Raw genomic sequence first — 19031 nt, forward strand, 5'->3', positions numbered from 1 at the left:
CCGTCACGCCCCCGTCAGCGTCCTCAGCGTCGCCTGCGCCCCGGACCGGTGCAGCGAGCCGAGCGCGTCGAGGTACGGACCGGTGAACCGCGGCTCGTCGACCAGGTCGCCGAACAGGGCCGGGTCGCGCAGGAAGGCGAGCGGGTCGCCGTCGCGCTGAGACCGGGCGCGGGCGACCAGCACGTCCGCGAGCCGGTCCACGACCGCGATCGGCTCACCCTGCTCGTCGGTGCCCTCGGCGTAGCGGGCCCAGCTCGCGACGATCGCCGCCGACCGCGTCACGCCGCCGCCCGCGCGCAGCCGCTCGCGCACCAGCGGCACCAGCCACTTCGGGATGCGGTCCGACGTCTCGGCGCACAGGCGGGCCAGCGTGTCGGCCACCTCCGGGTTGCCGAACCGCTCCACGAGGGTCGCCTTGTACTCCCCCAGGTCGACGCCCGGCACCGGCCGCAGGGTCGGCGTCGCCTCGTCCATGTAGTCGCGCACGAACCGGGCCAGCAGCGGGTCGGCGACGGCCTCGTGCGCGTACCGGTAGCCGCTCAGCCACCCCAGGTAGGCGAGGGCCTGGTGGCTCACGTTGAGCAGGCGCAGCTTCATGAGCTCGTAGGGCTCCACGTCCGCCACGAGCTGCACCCCGGCGTGCTCGAGGGGCGGCCGGCCCTGCGGGAAGTCGTCCTCCAGCACCCACTGGAAGAACGGTTCGGCCACCACCGGCCAGCGGTCCTCGACGCCGAACCGGTCCCGGACCAGCGCCCGGTCCGCGTCGGTCGTCACGGGCGTGATCCGGTCCACCATCGAGTTGGGGAACGCGACGGCGTTGTGCACCCACGCGCCGAGCTCCGGGTCGCGCAGCGCCGCGAAGGCCGCGAACACGGCGCGCGCCTTCGCGCCGTTGCCCTGCACGTTGTCGCAGGACATCACGGTGAAGGGCGGCACCCCGCGGGCCCGCCGTCGGGCCAGGGCCTCGACCACGTACCCGAACACGGTGGTGGGTACCGCGCCCGGCCGCGCGTCGGCGACGACGGCGGGGGCTGTCACGTCGAACTCTCCCGTGACCTGGTCGAAGTTGTACCCGCCCTCCGTGATCGTCAGGGACACGATGCGGGTGTCCGGGTGGGCGAGGCGCTCCAGCACGGCCTCCGGGTCGTCGGGCGCGAACAGGTAGTCCACGATGCTGCCGACCACGCGCGCCTCCAGGCCGCCGTCGGCGTGCTTGGTGACGAGCGTGTAGAGGCCGTCCTGCGGCCGCAGGGCGTCGCGCATCGCGGCGTCGCCGGACATGAGACCGACGCCGCAGATGCCCCACTCGCGTGCCTCGCCGCGGCGCAGGAGCTCGTCCACCGCGAGCGCCTGGTGCGCGCGGTGGAAGCCGCCGACGCCGAGGTGCACGATGCCGGTGCGGATGCCGGCCCGGTCGTAGGGGGGCAGCTCGACGGTTCCCGCCGGGGCCGCGTCGTCGGCCGGTGTGGTCGCGAGGTCGAGCGTCACTTGATGGCTCCCATCGCGAGGCCGCGCACGAGCTGCTTCTGGGCGATCCAGCCGGCCAGCACGACGGGCACGATCGCGACGGTGGCGGCGGCGGACAGCACGGCGAGGAACTGGCCGCGCCCGTCGACGAAGCTGGTGAGGAACGGCGGGGTGGTGCGTGCCACCTGCGCGGTGAGCAGGTTGGCGAGGAAGAACTCGTTCCAGGCGAAGATGAAGCAGATGAGCCCGGCCGCGGCGACGCCGGGGAGCACGATCGGCAGCACGACGCGGAAGATCTCGGTGCCGAGGCGGGCGCCGTCGATCTGGGCGGCCTCGATGATCTCGCGCGGCACCTCGGCGAGGAAGGACCGCATCATCCAGACGGCGATCGGCAGGTTGACACCCACGTAGAGGATGGTGAGCCAGGTGATGTTGTCGAGCCCGCCCACGGACTGCAGCAGCAGGTACACGGGGATGATGGACGCGGCGACGGGCATGAAGCGCGTCGAGATGAAGAAGAACAGGGCGTCGCGGACGTTCCCGACGGGCCGGATGCTGAGCGCGTAGGCCGCGGGGACGGCGAGCACGAGCACCAGGAGCGTGGACCCGACGCTCGCGCTGAGCGAGTTGATCAGGTAGGGCAGCATGTCGCGGTCGAAGACGGCCTGGAACCGGTCGAGCGTGAGGTCGGGTACGAACGTCGGCGGCACGGTGGCGGCTTGGCTCTCGGGCTTGAAGGCGGTGAACACCATCCAGGCGACCGGGAAGAAGAACCCGAGCACGAGCACCCAGGTGAGCGCGGTGACGAGGCCGCCGCGCAGGCGTGAGGTGGTCATCGGTCGATCCCTTCCCTCGAGAAGACCTTGAAGAGCGTGCGCAGCGCGACGGAGGCGACGACGATCGTGACGAGCACGGTCATGACGCCGTAGGCGGCGGCCTCGCCGACCTCCAGGCCGACGAAGGCCCGCTCGTACAGCAGGTAGGACAGCGTCTTGGTGCCGCCGGTGCCGCGCGTCATGATCGCGATGGGGTCGAAGACCTGCAGCAGCATGATGGAGGCGAGCAGCACCGCGATCTCGACGTACTGCCGCAGGTGGGGCAGCGTGATGGCGGTGAAGGTGCGGAACGCGCCCGCGCCGTCGACGGCGGCGGCCTCGAGCACGTCCTTGTTCTGGGCCTGCAGGCCGGCGAGCAGGATGAGCATGGCGAACGGCGTGTACTGCCAGGTGAGCACGAGGATGATCGTGACGATCGGCACCTCGGTGTTCCAGGCGACGGGCGGCAGACCCACCAGGCCGAGCCCCCAGTTGGCCATGCCGGTGGCCGCGTCGAGGATGGACCACTTCCACACGAGGGCCGCGGCGGCGGGCATGACGAGGAACGGCGTGATCATGAGGGTCCGGGCCACGCCCCGGCCCACGAAGCTCCGGTCGAGCAGCACCGCGAACAGGAGGCCGAGCAGCGTCGAGAGGACGACGGAGCTGCCCGTGACGGCGACGGTCGAGCCGAGCGAGGACAGGAACGAGCCGTCGCGCAGCACGCTCGCGTAGTTGTCGAGCCCGGTGAATCCGCGGTCGCCCGGGCGCAGCATGTTCCAGCGCTGCAGGGAGTAGTAGATCGTCACCACGAAGGGGATCTGGGTCAGGACGATCGACGTGGCCAGCGCCGGCCAGAGCAGGGCGCGGGAGACGGCCAGCCGGCTCCGTCGTCCGGCCGGCCCGGCTGCGGGACGGCGGGGCCGTCTCACCGTCGGCGGGGACATGAGTGTGGTCATGGGGGGCTCCTGGGGCTCGCACGACCCCGCGCGACGGCGGGGTGGGGCGCGGGGAGCCGTGCTCCCCGCGCCCTCGGTCCGGCTGGTCCGGCTACTTCTGGGCGTCGCCCGCCTGCTGGGCGCGGTCCTGGGCGCGGTCGAGCACGGGGTCGAGCTCGCTGCGTCCGGCGAAGACGTCGGCCAGGTCCTGCGAGACCTGGTTGCCGAGGTCCTGGAACTCCGGGATGGTCACGTACTGGATGCCGGTCCACGGCTGGGGCGCCACGCCCGGCTGCTCCGGGTTCACGGCGAGCATGATGTCGCGGGTGATCGGCGCGAAGGCCGCGGCGGCCTCCTCGTACTCGGGGATCTCGTAGGTGGAGGTGCGGGCGCCCGGCGGCACCCGGCTCCAGCCGAGCTCGGTGCCCACGAGCTGGTGGTACTCCTTGCTCGTGGCCCACTTCACGAACTCGACGGCCGCGTCGCGGTTCTGCGTGGTCTCCGGGATCGCGAGGTTCCACGACCACAGCCAGCCGGACTCCTCGGTCTCGACGACGGGGGCGTGCGCGTAGCCCATCTTGCCCGCGACCTGCGACGACTCGGGGTCCTCCAGGAGGCCGGCCGCGACGGTCGCGTCGACCCACATGGCCGACCGGCCCTGGCTCACGTTGTTGAGGCACTCGGTGAACCCGGTCGAGACCGGGTCGGCCTCGCCGGCGTCCCCGACCAGGTCCACGTAGAACTGGACGGCCTCGGTGAACTCCGGCGAGTCGACCTGTGCGTTCCAGTCCTCGTCGAACCAGGTGCCGCCGAACGTCTGCACCACGGTGGTCAGCGGCGCGAACACCTCGCCCCAGCCCGGCTTGCCGCGCAGGCAGATGCCGTCGACGTCGTCGGAGTCGACCTCGCGGGCGATGTCCGCGACCTCCTGCCAGGTCGGGTGCTCCGGCATCGTGATGCCGGCCTCGTCGAGGATCTCCTTGTTGTACATGAGCATGGACGACTCGCCGTAGAACGGGACGGCGTAGAGCGAGCCGTCCACGGTGAGCGCGTCCTTGACGGGCCCGAACAGGTCGTCGACGTCGTAGCCGGCGTCCGACTCCAGGTCGCCGGTGAGGTCGGTGAGCCAGCCGTTCTCCGCCCAGATCGGCACCTCGTAGGAGCCGACCGTGACGATGTCGTACTGGCCGCCGTCGGTCGCGACGTCCTTGGTGACGGCGTCGCGCAGGTCGTTCTCCTCCATCTGGATGAAGTTGACCGTGATGTCGGGGTGGTCCTCCTCGAAGGCGGACTTCAGCTCCTCCATGTCCTTCATCTGCGGGTTGTTCACGGTGGCGAGCGTCAGCTCGACCGGTCCCCCGTCGCCCGCGGCGGAGTCGTCGTTCCCGCCGCCGCCTGCGCCGGCGCAGGCGGTCAGCGCCAGGGCCAGCACCGCGGCGGCTCCGGCGGGCGCGGCCTTCCGGCGCGCAGTCTTCGTGAGCATCATTGCTTCGACCCTTCTGGTCACGTCGTCCCCGGCGCTCTTGGTCGCGTCGGTCCTGGTCACGTCGTCGTGAGGCGTCGTCGTGCCGCACATCGTGGGCCGGGTCGCCACCGGGGTCAACGGGGGTGAAACCCAAACGGTCACCGGGACTGTGGTATCGCACAGGAACGCCGCCGGCGGGCGCACGACGGCGAGGCCGCGCACCGCGCACCGTCTGCCGCCAGGCGGGCCACGGGGCCCGTTCTGCCCGGTTCTGTGCCGCGCCGGCCGACCGGAAAACGTATCCCGGACCGGGCACCAACTGCTCCGCCCGGTGGGGCGACCGGTCAGACCTGGACGATCTCCGCGCCGGCCGCGTGGAACGCCCGCGCCCGCGCCGCGCCGAGCTGGGTGCCGGTGATCATCGCCTCGAAGTCGTCCAGGCCGGCGAACCGCACGAAGCTGGTGACGCCGAACTTGTGGTGCGCGCCGATGAAGATGCGCCGCCGGCTCACCTCGATCGCCGCGGCCTTGACGCTCGCGACGGCCGGGTCGGGCGTGGTGAGGCCGTCGTCCACCGTGACGCCGTTCGCCCCGATCAGCCCCAGGTCGAGGCGGAACGAGCGCAGCATGTCGACGGCGGAACCGTCCACCACCCCGAGGGTCTTGCCGCGTACCCGCCCGCCGATGATGATGACCTGCACGTTCGACCGCGCCGACAGCTCCGTGGCGACCGGCAGGGACGAGGTGACGACCGTCAGCGCCCGGTCCTGCGGCAGAGCCCGCGCGACGAGCAGCGGCTGGAAGCCCTCGTCCACGAAGATCGTCTGCGCCTCACCCAGCCGCCGCGCCGCCTCGGCCGCGATGCGGGCCTTCTCCTCGGGGAAGCTCTGCTGCCGCTGGGAGAGCGCCGTCTCGAACGAGCTCGTCTCGACCGGGAAGGCGAGCCCGTAGCTGCGCCGCACCAGCCCTTGGGCCTCCAGCTTGCGCAGCTCCCGGCGCACCGTCTCCTGCGAGACCGACAGCGTCCGGGCGGCCTCGCTGACCTCGATCCGGCCGCCGCGTCGCACCAGCGCCAGCAGCTCCATGGCGCGCGGCACCGGCGAGGCGCCGGCGGGCAGCCCGGGCTCGTCCGGCGTGCCGCGCCCGGGCAGCGCCGACACCGTGCCGGCGGACGCGTCGCGCGCCATCGTCGAGCCTCCCGTCGTCGGGCCCTGATCCTGGGTCAGAGTCTGCCGCGTCCCGGACCGCGAGGGAAGCCTCGGGCTCAGGGCCGGGCGAGGGCCCCGGCGAGCGCCTCGCCGATCGCACGGACGGTGTCCCAGTCGCGCGCGGTCCCGACGCCGTCGAGATACCGCAGCACCGTGCCGTGCTGGGCGAGGCTCCCCTCGACGGTGCCGGCGTAGCGCAGGTACACCTCGCGACCGCGGACCACCACCTGGTCGCCGCCCCAGTCGCGCCCGACCAGCGCACGCCGGAGCCGGGGCTCGGGCGCGTCCCGCAGGAAGAGCACCTGCCGCACACCCGCGGCGCCAGGGGCGAACGGTCCGGCCCGCATCACCTCGCGCCACTGGGCCGCGGTCCGCACCAGGGCGGGGTGCGCGGCCGCCTCGGCGCCGAGCTCGCGCAGCACGACGGCGTCGACGAGGCGCACGACGGCGTCCGGGCCGGGTTCGTCCTCCCCCGGGTCCCCCACCACATCTCCCACCACGTCGCCCTCGGGGAGCACGGTCCACGCCCCGGCCGGACCCGCGACCGCGAGCTCCTCGCGCAGCGCCGTCACCAGGGCTTCCCGCTGGTCACCGACAGCACCCGGCAGCACGACCCATCTCGACATGCGGGCGACGCTACCGCGCACCTCCCCGATTCCCGCGCCTCACACCCCGCGCGGCACCATCACCACGAACATGCAGTCGGCCTCGGCGGACGCCGCCCCCAGGTGGTACGCCGAGCGGTCGGTGATCCGCGTCGTCCCCGGCTCCTGGACCTCCACGACCGGGACGCCCTCGGTGACGGGACGCACCCGCAGGCGCCCGCGCAGCACGTGCACCATGGTGTCGGGCGTCCCGGCGTCGGGCGACGTCCGGTAGCTGTCGCCCGCGACGAAGTGCCACCGCCACATCTCGACCGCGTGCCGGTCGGTCTCGACGGCCGTCAGCAGGCGGCCCCAGCTGCCGGCGGGCGTCGACCACACGAGCACGCCGTCGGGCGAGCCCTCGGGTGAGCCCTCGGGTGAGCCCTCGGGTGGGTGGGGCGACCCGACCGGCCCGACCGAGCCGGCCGTTCCGTCGCCGGTCAGGCCGACGAGGGCCGCGAACGTGGTGCCGAGCGCCGACGCGATCCGGTCGACGGTGCCGAGGCTGGGGTTCGCCTGGCCGAGCTCGATCTGGGTGAGCATGCGCCTGCTGACGTCGCTCGCCTCGCCGAGCTGCGCGACGCTCAGTCCCGCCTCGGACCGCAGGGCGCGGATGCGCCGTCCGACGGCGACCGCCACCTCCGGTCGGATCCGTTCCGTCATGCGCCCTCCGATCACGCGTCGACACCGCCCCGCCATGAGCAATATAGTGCTCACCGAGGACGCCGGCCGAGGAGCCGGCCGTCCGGGCATCCTACGGAGACAGGGGCGCGACGCTCATGGCAGTGACTCCGGCGAGCACGCCGGCTTCGACCACCCCTACCCCACCCCCGGCGGCACACGGCCGGTGGCCCGTGCTCCGCTGGCAGGCGGGCTACGCCACGATGGGCGTGCCGCCGGCCGCCGCGCCCATCGCGTTCACCCTCCTCACGCTGCCGGTGACGGGTTCGGCCCAGTCCGGGGCCGGCCTCGTGACCGCGATGACCGCGGCCCAGATCATCGCGGCCGTCCCCGTGGCCCGGCTGGGCCGCCGGTTCGACGGCGTGCACTACCTGCGGGTCCTGGTCGCCGTCCGGGCGCTCGCGCTCGCCGGCTTCACCGCCCTGGCCGGCACGGGGGCTCCCTACCCGCTGCTGGTCGCCGCCGTCGTGGCGGCCGGGGCCGTCAACGGCGCCGCGTACGGCGTCCAGCGCACGCTGCTCAACCACCTCGTCGACCCGCGCGGGCTCCCCCGCGCGCTCGGCGTCGCGGCCACGCTCAACGAGGCGACGTTCGCCCTGACGCCCGTGCTCGCGTCCGTGCTCGGCGCCGCGTCGCCGGTCGGCGCGATGGTGCTGGTCACCGCGCTCGGCGCCGCCCCGCTGCTGCTCGTGCCCACCGTGCCGGGGGCGCGGCGCGGCCCGGGCACCAGCACCGACACCGATGCTCCCCGCCCCACCCGGCGCACCTACCCCCGCGCCGCCTACGTCTGGCTGCTGGGCGCGCTGGCCGGCGCCGGGGTGGTCGCGTCGGTCGAGATCGGCGCCGTCTCCTTCGCCCTCCGGTTCGACCTCGGCGCGCAGTGGGCCTTCCTCTTCGCGCTCGTGCTCTGCCTCGGCTCGGTCACCGGCGGCGTCGTCGTGAGCGTGCGCAACCGCGTACCCCGCCCCTGGGCGGTGGTGGCCTACCTCGCCGCGACGGCCGCCGGATCCAGCCTGGTCCTGCTGGGCGGGCACCTGGCCGTCGCGCTGGCCGGTGCCGCCGTCATCGGCTTCTTCCTGCCCGCGCTCGGCACCTTCTACTCGCTGGCGCTCGACCGGCTCGCGCCGCCCGAGCGCCGCGCCGAGCTGTTCGCGCTGCTCCGCACGGCGACGTCGCTCGGCGTCGTCGTCGCGAGCGGCCTCCTGGCCCTGCTCGGCCTGCGGGCCGCGCTGGTCGGGACGCTGGCCCTGCTCCTGACGGCGCTCGCTGTGACGGCGCTGCGGGCGGCACGCCCCGCCGGGCGTACCGTGACCCCGTGATCGAGGTCCCGGCGACGTTCCGCGCGATGCCGCGCTGGTGGACGGCCACAGCCGCCGAGCAGGCCTGGCTCGACACCCTGCCCCGGCAGGTCGGGGCCTGGTGCGCACGCTGGGGCCTGACGGTCGACGGCCCGCCCCGGCACGGCTCGAACGCGCTGGTCGTGCCCGTGCGTCGGGACGGCGTGCCCGCGGCCCTGCGCCTGGCGCCCCCGGGCGACGACGTCGCGTCCCTCTCCGCGGCCCTGCGGTTCTGGGGCGGGCACGGCGTGGTGGCGGAGCTCGACGCGGACACCGGGGACGGCGCCCTCCTGCTGGAGCGGCTCGACGCCGACCGTTCCCTGCTCCGCGAGCCGCTGGACGTCGCGTTCCACGAGATCGGACAGGTGGCGCGGCGGCTGTCCGTCCCCGCGGGCGACGACGTCGCCCCCGGCGTGCGGCACACGTCCGACGACGTGGCCGAGCTGACGCCGCACCTGCGCTCGGCGTGGGAACGCCTGGGCCGCCCCTTCGACGGCGCGGTGCTCGACGCCGCCGAGGACGCCGCGACCACGATCCTCGCCACCCGGCGCGACCCGGTGGCCGTGAACGCCGACCTGCACTTCGACCAGGTGCTGCGCGACACCGGCGGGCGCTGGGTCGTCGTCGACCCGGTGCTGCGGCGCGGCGACGCCGAGCGGACGGCGGTCGAGGTGCTCTGGCACCGGGTGGACGAGATGGCCGACCGCGAGATCCCGTACTGGTTCGACGTGCTCGTCGAGTCGGCCGCCCTGGACGCGGACCTGGCGCGCGCCTGGGCGCTGTGGCGGGTCACGGACTACCTGGTCTGGGGCCTGGAGCACGGCCTGACCCTGGACCCGCCGCGCTGCGCCCGCGTCCTGGCCGCCCTGGCCGCCCCGGGCTGAGCCGCCCCGGGCTATGCCACCTCGCCCGGCAGGGTCATGATCCGCGACCGGTACCAGACCAGGGCGTCCTGGCCGGCGTCGGTCTCGACGCCGCGCACGCGGAGCACGACGATGTCGTGGTCGCCCGCGGGGTAGACGTCCTGCGTGGTGCACTCCAGGGCGACCGGCGCGCCCTCGAGGAACAGGGCGCCGCTGCGCTCGACCCGGGTGCGGACGCCGTCGAACCGCCGGGTCTTGTCGCGGCAGGCGAGCTGGCGCACCTTCTCGGCGTGCTGCTCGCCGAGCACGGAGACCCCGATGGACGGAGCCGTCGCGAGCGCCGGCCACGTGGTCGAGCTGCGCTGGACGGCGAAGAGCACGAGCGGCGGGTCCTGGGAGACGCCCACGGTGAACGACGAGGCGACCAGGATGGTCGGGTCGCCGTCGACGACGGCGGCGAGCGCCGCGACGCCGCTGGGGAAGCGGGCGAACGTGTCGCGGATCGCGCGCGGGTCCTGGGTCCCGGTCAGCACGACGGGCGCCTCACCGGGTCGCGGACGCGTCCACCGGCTGCCGGTGGGTGCGCTCGTGCTCGGCGGCGAGCAGGTCGAGGAGGCCGGGGAACCGGGCGTCGACGGCGTCCCGGCGCAGGCTGATCCCCTTGCGGTTGCCGTAGTTGATCTCCTCGATCAGGCCGGCGTCACGCAGCGTCCGGAAGTGGTGGGTCTGCGTCTGCTTGCTGATCGGCAGGTCGAACGAGTTGCAGGTGCGTTCGGGGTCGGAGCGGTCCGCCGCCAGCTCGGTCATGACCGCGCGCCGGTGCTCGTCGGACAGCGCGCGGAGCACGGCGCCGAGGTCGAGCCGGGGGTCCTGCGCCGGCGATTCGTTCGTGGTCACATCAGCCTCCTGCCTCAGGTACGAGTTGCATCGTACCTCAGCGGTCTGCTACTCGTTAGGTCCCATCATTTTCGTACCTGAGGAGGCACGCGATGTCAGACGGTGACGCCGGACCCCGGCACTGGGGCTACCTGTCCTTCGGCCACCACCAGCCCGTCCAGGGGTCACGGACCCGGACCGCCCGCGAGGCGCTCGTGCAGCACGTCGAGATCGCCGTGGGCGCGGAGGAACTCGGCCTCGACGGCGCCTGGAGCCGCGTGCACCACTTCCAGGACCAGTTCGCCGGCCCGTGGGCGCTGCTCGGCGCGCTGGCCGCGCGGACCACGCGCCTCGAGCTCGGCACCGCGGTGATCGACATGCGTTACGAGAACCCGCTCCAGGCGGCGGAGCTCGCCGCCGCGGCCGACCTCATCAGCGGCGGACGGCTCCAGCTCGGGCTGAGCCGGGGTTCGCAGGAGCCCGCCCTGCGCGGGTACGAGGCGTTCGGCCACCGGCCCGCCGAGGGGCAGTCCGCCGGCGACCTGGCGCGGGAGCACACGCGCCTGTTCCGTGCCGCCGTCTCGGGCGAGCCTGTCGCGGTGAGCGACCCGGAGGAGACCGGCGTCCGGGCACCACTCCCCCTCGCACCGCTCTCCGAGGGTCTGGCGCGGCGCCTGTGGTGGGGGTCGGCCACGCGCGACAGCGCCCGGTGGGCGGGCGAGCAGGGCTACCACCTGCTCAGCAGCACGCTGCTGTCCGAGGACACGGGCGTGCCGTTCACACAGCTCCAGGCCGAGCAGATCCGGCTGTTCCGCGAGGCCTGGGACCAGGCGGGGCACCCCGGAACCCCACGCGTCGCCGTCGTCCGCACGGTGCTGCCGATCGTGTCCGACCAGGACGAGGCCCTGTTCGGCCGGTCCCGCCACGGGTCGTTCGAGCAGGTGGGCGTGCTCGGCGGGGCGGTCTCGCGGTTCGGCAGGAGCTACGTCGGGGAGCCGGACCGGATCGTCGCGGACCTGCGGGCCGACGACGCCGTCCGCGCCGCGGACACCCTGCTGCTCACGATCCCCAACCTGCTGGGCGTCGACGCCAACCTCCGCCTGCTGGACACGGTCGTGCGGCACGTCGCGCCGGCCGTGTGACCGCCGCCTCACGCGCGGGGGTTGCATCCGCGAACCAGTGAGTGTACGTTCACTCATATGGCACGCAGCACGCTCTCCACCGCGGAGCTCCGCCGGCCCACCGTGGCCGCGGCAGCCGTCCGGGCCTTCGCCCGCGGCGGCTACCACGGCACGACGATCGCCGACGTGGCCCGGGAGGCCAAGATCTCCCCCGCGTACGTGATCAAGCTCTTCCCCACCAAGGAGAAGCTGTTCACGGCCGCGCTGGAGGCGTGCTTCGACCAGATCCTCGCCGCCCTCGAGGCGGGCGCCGACACGGCGTCGAGCATCTCTCCCGACGAGGTGCTCGACGCGATGGCCGACGCCTACGCGGCACTGATCACCGACCGCACGCTGCTGCTGCTGCAGGTGCACGCCCAGTCGGTGGCCGAGATCCCCGAGATCGGCGCGGCCTTCCGCGCGGGCCTCGAGCGCATCGTCACGTACGCCAAGGATCGATCGCGCGGCACGGACGAGGCGGTGCAGCGATTCATCGCCTTCGGCCAGCTGTGCCACCTGCTGGTCGCCGCGAACGTGCAGGAGGTGCCCGGGCCCTGGGCCCGGCTCCTCACCGCGGGCATGCGTCACCTGTAGCCCGCACGGCCGCCCCACCGGGGCGGCCCTCGACGGGACCCGATCTTGAGCCCCGTCTGCCATGCAGAGTGAGTGACTGTTCACTCCATACGAGAGGAGAAACCCGTGAAGAACGACCGCGTCATGCGCTGGACCGCCCTCGTACCCCTCGTGCTCGTCGCCGTGGCGATGTTCACGCAGTGGTCCTGACCCCTGCTCCCCCGACGACCCCGACGACCCCGACGACCCCGACGACCCCGACGACCCCGGAAGGAAACCTCATGAACACGCAGATCCCCGACACCGACCGCTGGACCACCGAGAAGCGCGTCTGGTGGCTCGTGCTCGGCGCCGTCTCCCTGGCCATCCTCACGATGCTCGGCCTCTGGGACTGACCATGCCCCCCACCACGGCGCACCTGCGCGCACCCGGCACGGACGGGCCCGGCCTGCCCGCCCGGGCCGGGGTCCTGGGCGCGGCGAGCCTGACCCTCATGGCCGGCGCCCTCATCGCACCGGCCCTGCCCGCCATGTCGGCGTCGTTCGGCGCGGACAGCGAGACGACGGTCCGGCTCGCGCTGACCATCACGTCGCTGACCATCGCCGTCGGCGCACCGCTGGCCGGCCTGGTCGTCGACCGGGCCGGGGCCCGGTCGGTGCTGGTCACCGCGCTGGCGCTGTACGCGGCGTCCGGCACGGCCGGGCTGTACGTCACCGGGCTGCCGCAGCTCCTGGCCACCCGGGCCGTGCTCGGGCTGGCGGTCGGCGCCGTCACCACCGCGGTGACCGCGCTGCTCACGACCTGGTTCACGGGCGGTCGCCGGGCGGCATACCTCGGCTACCAGCAGGCGTTCGCGAGCCTCGGCGGCGTCGTCCTGCTACCCCTGGCCGGCATCCTGGCGGGCGCGGGCTGGCGCACACCGTTCTGGCTCTACGCCGCCGCGGCACCCCTCGCGCTGCTCGTGCTCGGGTTCACCCGGGCCCGCCCGGTCGCGGCCCGGTCCGACGACGACGCCCCCGTCGCCGCCCCGGCACCGCGCGCGGCCCTGCGGACCGCGGGCGTCTACCTCGTCGCGCTGACCGCCACGACCGTGTTCTACATGGCACCGACCCAGGTGCCGTTCCTGCTCGACGACTACGCGGCCCCGCCGGCCGTCGTCGGCGTCGCGGTCGCCGCGAGCACCCTGACCGGGCTGCTGGGGGCGCTGGCCTTCCGCCGGGTGCGGGCGCACGTCCCGTCGAGCCTGCTCACCGCGTCGAGCATCGGCGTGCTGGGCGCGGGCTGGCTGCTCGTCGGCCTGGCCGGGTCGACGGCGGGCGTCATCGCCGGGCTGCTGGTCGGCGGCGTCGGCGTGGGCCTCGTCGTCCCCAACCTCAACCTCCGGCTCGGCGAGCTCGCCCGGCCGGACCAGCGGGGCCGCGTGCTCGCCGGCCTCGTCAGCGCGATCTTCCTGGGGCAGTTCGTCTCCCCTGTCGTCGCAGGCCCGCTCATCGGCGCCGTCGGCATCGCCGGCGCGTTCGTGTGGGCAGGACTCGGCACCGTCGCGGCAGCCCTCCTGGGCGCCGCCGTCACCCGCCCCCGCCACGCGGCGGGACGCACCGCAGGACCCGTCGGCCACCTGGCCGGCACCAACGAGAGGACAGCACGATGATCGTCCACGGCAACCGTTTCACCTTCAAGCCCGGCACCACCCCCGAGGCCCTCGACGAGGCGCTGGAGAGCCTGCGCAACCAGGGCCGCAGCATCCCGTCGGTCCGGTCGTTCGTCGTCGGCCGCGACTTCGGCGGCGAGTACGAGTGGGGCGCCACCTTCGTGATCGACGACCTCGACGGCTACTGGGAGTACCTGATCCACCCGTCGCACCGGCACACCGACCGGGTGGGCCTGCCGCTCGTCGACACGTTCGCCTCGTTCGACATCACGGACGACGACGACCCCGAGATGGAGCAGAAGATCGCCGCCCTGCACCAGCGTCGCTACGACGCCGACGCCGAGCTCACCCAGCTCGTCTCGGACCTCGGTGAGTACACGGGCAGCGCGGCCCCGGGTCGCCACGGCAAGTAGGCCGGCCCGCCCCGCCCGTCCCCCACTCACCCCTGTACCTTCGAGACCGAGGTTGCTTCGCTTTGAGCCCCCTCAAAGCGAAGCAACCTCGGTCTCGAAGGCGATCTCCGTCAGGTGCCGCGGCGGTCAGGCGTCCGGGAGGTGGATCAGGCCCGCCGCCGTCGGGCGGAAGCCGCAGGCCTCGAGGTAGAACGCCTCCAGGTGCGGCTCGAAGTCGACGAACAGCCACTCACAGCCCGCGGCCCTCGCCCCCTCGACCGCACGCCGCACGACGGCGGCACCGATGCCCCGGCGCTGGTGGCTCGGGCGCGTCTTGGTGTCGATGAGGAACGCGTGGCCGCCGCCGTCCCAGGCCACGTTCACGAACCCGACCAGCAGGTCGTCCGCCGCGCGGGCCGTGACCCAGCCCAGCGAGTGCGGCCGCACCCGGTCCCACCAGCCCGGTTCGGGGTTCCCGCCGTGCGACGCGGTGAGCTCGACGAGCTCCGCGTCGGTCACGGGTCGGCGCCAGGTCAGGGTCACGTCGTCGACAGGCATCGGCCCAGCGTGCCGGGCTCCCGACGGTAGGACAAGCACCCGGGCCGTCGCTCAGGCCAGGACCACCACACCCGGGCCGCGGAGGGTGACCATCGCCCCGGACACCGTCCGGTCCAGGCGGGCGGGGTCACCGCCCAGGACCACACCCGAGTCCAGGACGACCCGGGATGCCGACGCCGGGACCGGCACCGACACGGTGCCCTCCCCCGGCACCAGCACCACGTCGACGCGCCCACCACCGTCCACCGCCCCACCAGCGTCCACGGCCCCGCGCGTCATGACCAGCGCACCGTCCGCGACGCGCACCGTCGTCGCCGTCCGGTCGCCCGAGGCCACGGCCGCCGAGCTGCGCCGCAGCCCCACCAGCGCCCGATACAGCTCGAGCATGCGCCGGCCGCCCTCGGACTCCACCTCCGACCAGTCCAGCCGCGACGCCTCGACGGTGGAGGGCGCCTGCGGGTCGGGCACCTCGACGTCCGCCCCGTACAGGTCGGCCCAGCCGTGCCCGCCGAACTCCGCCGCGCGCCCGCGCGAGACCGCCTGCGCCAGCTCCGGCTCCTCGTGGTCGGAGAAGTACAGGAACGGCGTGGTCGCGCCCCACTCCTCGCCCATGAACAGCATCGGCGTGCAGGGCCCCAGCAGCACCACGGCGGCGCTCACCGCGAGCGCCCCGGGCGCCAGCACCCGGGAGGGCCGGTCGCCGAGCGCCCGGTTGCCCACCTGGTCGTGGTTCTGGGAGCAGACGACGAAGCGCCGCCCGTCGGTCTCCGGCGGCACCGGCGCGCCCCAGGGGCGCTCGCGGAAGGTGGACCACCCGCCGTCGTGCACGAAGACGCCGGTCAGCGCTGTGGCGAGGGTCTCCGGGGCGCCGAAGTCGACGTAGTAGCCCTGGCGCTCGCCGGTGACGAGGGCGTGCAGGGCGTGGTGCACGTCGTCGGCCCACTGCGCGGTCATGCCGAGACCGGGGCGCCCGTCGACCGACGACGCGGTGGGCGTGACGGTGCGCGGGTCGTTGGCGTCGGACTCGGCGACGAGCGACAGCGGCCGGCCGAGCTCGGCGGCCAGGGCGGCGACGGCGTCGGACAGCTCGGCGAGCAGGTGCCGGGGCGAGTCGTCGACGAGGGCGTGCACGGCGTCGAGGCGCAGCGCGTCGACGTGGAAGTCGCGGAACCAGCGCAGCGCCTTCTCGACGACGAACGCCCGCACCTCGGCCGACCCCTCGCCGTCGAGGTTCACGGCGGCGCCCCAGGGGGTCTGGTGCCGGTCGGTGAAGTACGGGCCGAACTCGCCCAGGTAGTTGCCGGACGGGCCGAGGTGGTTGTCGACGACGTCGAGGCAGACGGCGATGCCGTGCGCGTGGGCGGCGTCGACGAAGCGCTGGAGCGCCGCCGGGCCGCCGTACGGGTCGTGCACGGCCCACAGCGCCACGCCGTCGTACCCCCAGCCGTGCCGCCCGCCGAACGCGGCGAGCGGCATGAGCTCGACCATGTCGACGCCGAGAGCCTGGAGGTGGCCGAGCCGTCCGACGGCGGCGTCGAGCGTGCCCTCGGGCGTGAAGGTGCCGACGTGCAGCTCGTAGACGACGGCGCCGCGCACGTCGCGCCCGGCCCACGCGCCGTCGGCCCAGGCATGGGCGAGAACGTCGAACGTGCGCGAGGGGCCGTGCACCCCGGCGGGCTGCCAGGGGCTGCGCGGGTCGGGGCGGGGCGGGCCGCCGTCGAGCGCGAACGCGTAGTCGGTGCCGGGCGCCACGGAGCCGGCCGAGCGCCACCAGCCGCCGCCATCCGCCACCATGAGCTCCCTGCCGGGTGCAGAAGGCCCCGGCAGGACGAGGTCGACGCGCGCGGCGCGCGGCGCCCAGACGCGCAGCGGCGCGGTCACGCGTCCGCCCCGTCCGCGGGTCCGGCGCCGGACGGCTCCGCGACGAGCAGCGCCACCGGCCACGCGCCGAGCAGGCCGCCGAGGGTCACGGGCCCGCTCGCGACGGCGGCGCCCGTGAGCGCGGACCGCCACGTCTCGCCGGCGGGGAGGTCGGGCAGCACCACCGACGCCTCGGCCGTGCCGGGGTGGTCCGCGAGCCGTGTCGCGACCACGGCCACCCGGGCCCCCGAGGGTCCGCCTCTCACGAAGCCCACCGCACGTCCCGTGGTCACGGGCAGCGGCTCGTACCCCGCCTGTTCGCCGACGAACGCCGCCGGGTGCGTCCTTCGCACGCGCAGCGCGGCCGCGGTGAGCGCGAGCTTCTCCTCCGCCAGGCCGGACGGCGTGCGCCCCGCGTCGAGCGCCTCGAGCGTCGCGGCGATGCCGTCCAGGTCGACGGGGCGCCGGTTGTCCGGGTCCACGAGCGACGTGCCCGTGACCTCCGTGCCCTGGTAGACGTCGGCGACGCCGGGCACCGTGAGCTGGAGCAGCGTGGTGCCGAGCACCGACCGCCGCACCGTGGGCGTCACCCGCTCCACCCAGGAGCCGAACGCGGCGACGACGTCGGGGTGGCTCAGCAGGCCGGTCGCGTACCGCACCAGGTCGTCCTCGCGGGCGGCGTCGGGCGCCGTCCAGGTGGTCCAGGCCTTCTGCTCGCGCGACGCCTTGACCAGGTAGGCGGTGAGGCGGTCGGCCTCGATCGGGCCGGCGGCGGTCCAGGTGCCCGCGAGGGTCTGCCAGAGCAGGTTCTCGGTGCGTCCGTCGAGGTCGGCGGGGCGCAGGTCCGCCGTGGCCGCCCGCACGTGCCGCACCAGGTCGGCCCAGTCGTCGGCGTGCGCGCTGATCGCCCCGATGCGGGCGCGCACGTCCTCGCCGCGCTTGCTGTCGTGCGTCGAGCCCGCGGTCATCGTGGCGGGCCAGGACTCGGTGGTGCGCCGCGCGTGCTCGTGCAGCTCGTCCGGGCCGACGCCGAACCGCGCCGGCGCCGCGCCCACCTCGCACAGGCTGACCAGGTGGGTCCACCGGTAGTACGCCGTGTCCTCGACGCCCTTGGCCATGACCGCGCCGCACACCTGCGGGAACCGGACGACGAGCTCGGCCCGCCGCTCCTCGTCGCGGCGGCCCGCGGAGCCGGCCTCCCGGCCGAGCACGAGGTCGACCACCAGGTCGAGCGTGTCGTGCCGGTCCGGGTCCAGCCGCGACCGGGCGACGTCGGCCGCCTCGCGCACGACCCGTTCGGCCTCGGCCGGCGCGGGCTCTCCCGGCACCACGTAGGCGCGGTACCGGCCGAACGCGACCACGAGCTCGACGACGCAGTCGTGCAGGGACCGGAAGGTGTGGTCGCGCAGCCGCACGTCGGCCCGGCAGATGTCGGTGAGCATGGTCGCCAGCAGGTGCGTCTCCGCGTACAGCGACGTCTCGACGACCTGCCGCTTGGCCTGCTCGACGACGTCGTCCAGGCTCGTGCGCTCGCCCGTCACCTCGTGCTGGACGGCGGCGAGCGGGGCCGCGCCGTCCGGGTCCACCTGCAGGGCGTGCAGGCGCCAGGCCGTGTCGTAGCCCGTGGTTCCGGCGACCGGCCAGTCGTCGGGCAGGGGCTCGTCCTCCTCCAGGATCTTCTCGGCCACCACCCACGCGCCGCCGGTCGCCTCGTGCAGGCGCCGCAGGTAGCCGCGCGGGTCGGCCAGGCCGTCGGGGTGGTCGATGCGGAACGCGTCGACCACGCCCGCGTGGAAGAGGTCGAGCAGCAGCGCGTGCGTGGCGTCGAACACGCCGGCGTCCTCCACGCGGATGCCGGCGAGCGTGCCGACGTCGAAGAAGCGGCGGTAGTTGAGCTCCTCGTCGGCCACCCGCCAGTACGCGAGCCGGTAGTGCTGCCGGCCCACGAGCTCGGCCAGCGGCAGGTCCTCGGTCTCGGGCCGTACCGGGAAGACGTGCTCGTGGTAGCGCAGCACGGGCTGCTCGGCGTCGCCGTCACCCGGCACGACGGCGCGGTCCAGCACGAGCTCGCCCGCGGCGAGCACCGTGCCGATGCGCGCGCCCAGCACCGGCATGAGCAGGCCCTCGCCCTCGGCCAGGTCGACGTCGAACCAGGTCGCGTACGGCGACTCCGGCCCGTGCCGGAGCACCGACCACAGCGCGTGGTTGTGCCAGGCGGGCGTCGGCACCGCCATGTGGTTCGGTACGACGTCGACCACGACGCCCATCCCGCGCCCGTGCGCCGCCGCCGCGAGCCGTTCGAGGCCGTCCCGCCCGCCCAGCACGTCGCTGACCCGGGTGTGGTCCACGACGTCGTACCCGTGCGTGGAGCCGGGGGCCGCCTGCAGCACGGGCGACAGGTAGACGTCCGTGACGCCGAGGGTGTCGAGGTACGGCAGCGCCTTCTCGGCGTCCGCGAACGTCAGGTCGGGTCCGAGCTGCAGCCGGTAGGTGCTCACCGGGGTGCGGCGACCGGGTCCAGGAAGATGGGTGTGCACTGTGCC

The 19031-nt window shown here is 74.4% G+C and carries 18 protein-coding genes; 6 read left to right on the forward strand and 12 right to left on the reverse strand.

Annotated features, from left to right (window positions below; genetic code table 11):
* Positions 1–3: 3 nt before the first annotated feature.
* The 7 genes from APR03_RS17110 to APR03_RS17140 all read right to left on the reverse strand — a co-directional run bounded on the left by APR03_RS17110 (position 4) and on the right by APR03_RS17140 (position 7200).
* Positions 4–1488 carry a mannitol dehydrogenase family protein gene (locus APR03_RS17110; RefSeq protein ID WP_253837512.1) on the reverse strand — a complete coding sequence of 495 codons (1485 nt, stop codon included), beginning with the start codon at positions 1486–1488 and terminating at the stop codon, positions 4–6.
* On the reverse strand, positions 1485–2303 hold the full coding sequence (locus APR03_RS17115) for a carbohydrate ABC transporter permease (protein ID WP_253837513.1): 819 nt from the start codon (positions 2301–2303) through the stop codon (positions 1485–1487). Before APR03_RS17115 ends, APR03_RS17110 begins: the two co-directional genes overlap by 4 nt.
* Complete coding sequence (locus tag APR03_RS17120) at positions 2300–3241, reverse strand: carbohydrate ABC transporter permease (protein WP_253837514.1); 942 nt, start codon at positions 3239–3241, stop codon at positions 2300–2302. The genes APR03_RS17115 and APR03_RS17120 overlap by 4 nt, the downstream gene beginning before the upstream one ends.
* Positions 3242–3332: 91 nt before the next feature.
* Positions 3333–4703, reverse strand: a complete 1371-nt coding sequence (locus APR03_RS17125) for an ABC transporter substrate-binding protein (RefSeq protein WP_253837516.1) — start codon at positions 4701–4703, stop codon at positions 3333–3335.
* 326 nt (positions 4704–5029) lie between these two features.
* On the reverse strand, positions 5030–5872 hold the full coding sequence (locus tag APR03_RS17130) for a DeoR/GlpR family DNA-binding transcription regulator (protein WP_253837518.1): 843 nt from the start codon (positions 5870–5872) through the stop codon (positions 5030–5032).
* 77 nt (positions 5873–5949) lie between these two features.
* Positions 5950–6519: a DUF1697 domain-containing protein gene (locus APR03_RS17135; protein ID WP_253837519.1), complete on the reverse strand. Its 570-nt coding sequence runs from the start codon at positions 6517–6519 to the stop codon at positions 5950–5952.
* A gap of 39 nt (positions 6520–6558) precedes the next feature.
* Positions 6559–7200 (reverse strand): helix-turn-helix domain-containing protein, encoded by a 642-nt coding sequence (locus tag APR03_RS17140; protein WP_253837521.1) that lies wholly within the window; start codon positions 7198–7200, stop codon positions 6559–6561.
* Between the two features lie 191 nt (positions 7201–7391).
* On the opposite strand from APR03_RS17140, the gene APR03_RS17145 reads away from it, so the two are divergent.
* Both APR03_RS17145 and APR03_RS17150 read left to right on the forward strand, forming a co-directional pair.
* Entirely contained in the window at positions 7392–8537 is a 1146-nt protein-coding gene (locus tag APR03_RS17145) for an MFS transporter (protein WP_253837523.1), read from the forward strand.
* The gene (locus tag APR03_RS17150; RefSeq protein WP_253837524.1) at positions 8534–9439 is read left to right on the forward strand and encodes an aminoglycoside phosphotransferase family protein; all 906 of its coding nucleotides are present in this window, start codon (positions 8534–8536) and stop codon (positions 9437–9439) included. Before APR03_RS17145 ends, APR03_RS17150 begins: the two co-directional genes overlap by 4 nt.
* Positions 9440–9450: 11 nt before the next feature.
* On the opposite strand, the gene APR03_RS17155 is transcribed toward APR03_RS17150, so the two are convergent.
* Positions 9451–9951, reverse strand: a complete 501-nt coding sequence (locus tag APR03_RS17155) for a flavin reductase family protein (protein WP_253837526.1) — start codon at positions 9949–9951, stop codon at positions 9451–9453.
* A gap of 10 nt (positions 9952–9961) precedes the next feature.
* A complete protein-coding gene (locus APR03_RS17160; protein WP_253837528.1) occupies positions 9962–10315 on the reverse strand; it encodes an ArsR/SmtB family transcription factor in 354 nt (117 codons plus the stop codon).
* 92 nt (positions 10316–10407) lie between these two features.
* Here APR03_RS17160 and APR03_RS17165 point away from each other — a divergent pair, with 92 nt between their 5' ends.
* The 4 genes from APR03_RS17165 (at position 10408) to APR03_RS17180 (ending at position 14091) form a co-directional block, all read left to right on the forward strand.
* Positions 10408–11436: an LLM class flavin-dependent oxidoreductase gene (locus APR03_RS17165; RefSeq protein WP_253837531.1), complete on the forward strand. Its 1029-nt coding sequence runs from the start codon at positions 10408–10410 to the stop codon at positions 11434–11436.
* A gap of 57 nt (positions 11437–11493) precedes the next feature.
* The gene (locus APR03_RS17170; protein ID WP_253837533.1) at positions 11494–12048 is read left to right on the forward strand and encodes a TetR/AcrR family transcriptional regulator; all 555 of its coding nucleotides are present in this window, start codon (positions 11494–11496) and stop codon (positions 12046–12048) included.
* Between the two features lie 376 nt (positions 12049–12424).
* Complete coding sequence (locus APR03_RS17175) at positions 12425–13678, forward strand: MFS transporter (protein ID WP_253837536.1); 1254 nt, start codon at positions 12425–12427, stop codon at positions 13676–13678.
* On the forward strand, positions 13675–14091 hold the full coding sequence (locus tag APR03_RS17180) for a Dabb family protein (RefSeq protein WP_253837537.1): 417 nt from the start codon (positions 13675–13677) through the stop codon (positions 14089–14091). The genes APR03_RS17175 and APR03_RS17180 overlap by 4 nt, the downstream gene beginning before the upstream one ends.
* 126 nt (positions 14092–14217) lie before the next feature.
* Here APR03_RS17180 and APR03_RS17185 read toward each other — a convergent pair whose 3' ends face one another.
* From APR03_RS17185 to treY, 3 genes are read right to left on the reverse strand one after another with little or no spacing between them, the layout of a single operon-like run.
* A complete protein-coding gene (locus APR03_RS17185) occupies positions 14218–14628 on the reverse strand; it encodes a GNAT family N-acetyltransferase (protein WP_253837538.1) in 411 nt (136 codons plus the stop codon).
* Between the two features lie 51 nt (positions 14629–14679).
* On the reverse strand, positions 14680–16509 hold the full coding sequence (gene treZ / locus APR03_RS17190) for a malto-oligosyltrehalose trehalohydrolase (protein ID WP_253837539.1): 1830 nt from the start codon (positions 16507–16509) through the stop codon (positions 14680–14682).
* A complete protein-coding gene (gene treY / locus APR03_RS17195) occupies positions 16506–19025 on the reverse strand; it encodes a malto-oligosyltrehalose synthase (RefSeq protein WP_253837540.1) in 2520 nt (839 codons plus the stop codon). The genes treZ and treY overlap by 4 nt, the downstream gene beginning before the upstream one ends.
* Positions 19026–19031 lie beyond the last annotated feature (6 nt).

Origin of the sequence: Promicromonospora thailandica (genome assembly GCF_024171955.1) — a bacterium.
Classification (GTDB): domain Bacteria; phylum Actinomycetota; class Actinomycetes; order Actinomycetales; family Cellulomonadaceae; genus Promicromonospora; species Promicromonospora thailandica.

What these genes read in the sequence shown, in the direction of transcription:
- APR03_RS17175 (WP_253837536.1), top strand. Translation starts at nt 12,425, where the DNA reads ATGCCCCCCACCACGGCGCACCTGCGCGCACCCGGCACGGACGGGCCC.
- APR03_RS17115 (WP_253837513.1), bottom strand. Translation starts at nt 2,303, where the DNA reads ATGACCACCTCACGCCTGCGCGGCGGCCTCGTCACCGCGCTCACCTGG.
- APR03_RS17180 (WP_253837537.1), top strand. Translation starts at nt 13,675, where the DNA reads ATGATCGTCCACGGCAACCGTTTCACCTTCAAGCCCGGCACCACCCCC.
- APR03_RS17125 (WP_253837516.1), bottom strand. Translation starts at nt 4,703, where the DNA reads ATGCTCACGAAGACTGCGCGCCGGAAGGCCGCGCCCGCCGGAGCCGCC.
- APR03_RS17120 (WP_253837514.1), bottom strand. Translation starts at nt 3,241, where the DNA reads ATGACCACACTCATGTCCCCGCCGACGGTGAGACGGCCCCGCCGTCCC.
- APR03_RS17130 (WP_253837518.1), bottom strand. Translation starts at nt 5,872, where the DNA reads ATGGCGCGCGACGCGTCCGCCGGCACGGTGTCGGCGCTGCCCGGGCGC.
- APR03_RS17135 (WP_253837519.1), bottom strand. Translation starts at nt 6,519, where the DNA reads ATGTCGAGATGGGTCGTGCTGCCGGGTGCTGTCGGTGACCAGCGGGAA.
- APR03_RS17165 (WP_253837531.1), top strand. Translation starts at nt 10,408, where the DNA reads ATGTCAGACGGTGACGCCGGACCCCGGCACTGGGGCTACCTGTCCTTC.
- APR03_RS17140 (WP_253837521.1), bottom strand. Translation starts at nt 7,200, where the DNA reads ATGACGGAACGGATCCGACCGGAGGTGGCGGTCGCCGTCGGACGGCGC.
- APR03_RS17170 (WP_253837533.1), top strand. Translation starts at nt 11,494, where the DNA reads ATGGCACGCAGCACGCTCTCCACCGCGGAGCTCCGCCGGCCCACCGTG.
- APR03_RS17185 (WP_253837538.1), bottom strand. Translation starts at nt 14,628, where the DNA reads ATGCCTGTCGACGACGTGACCCTGACCTGGCGCCGACCCGTGACCGAC.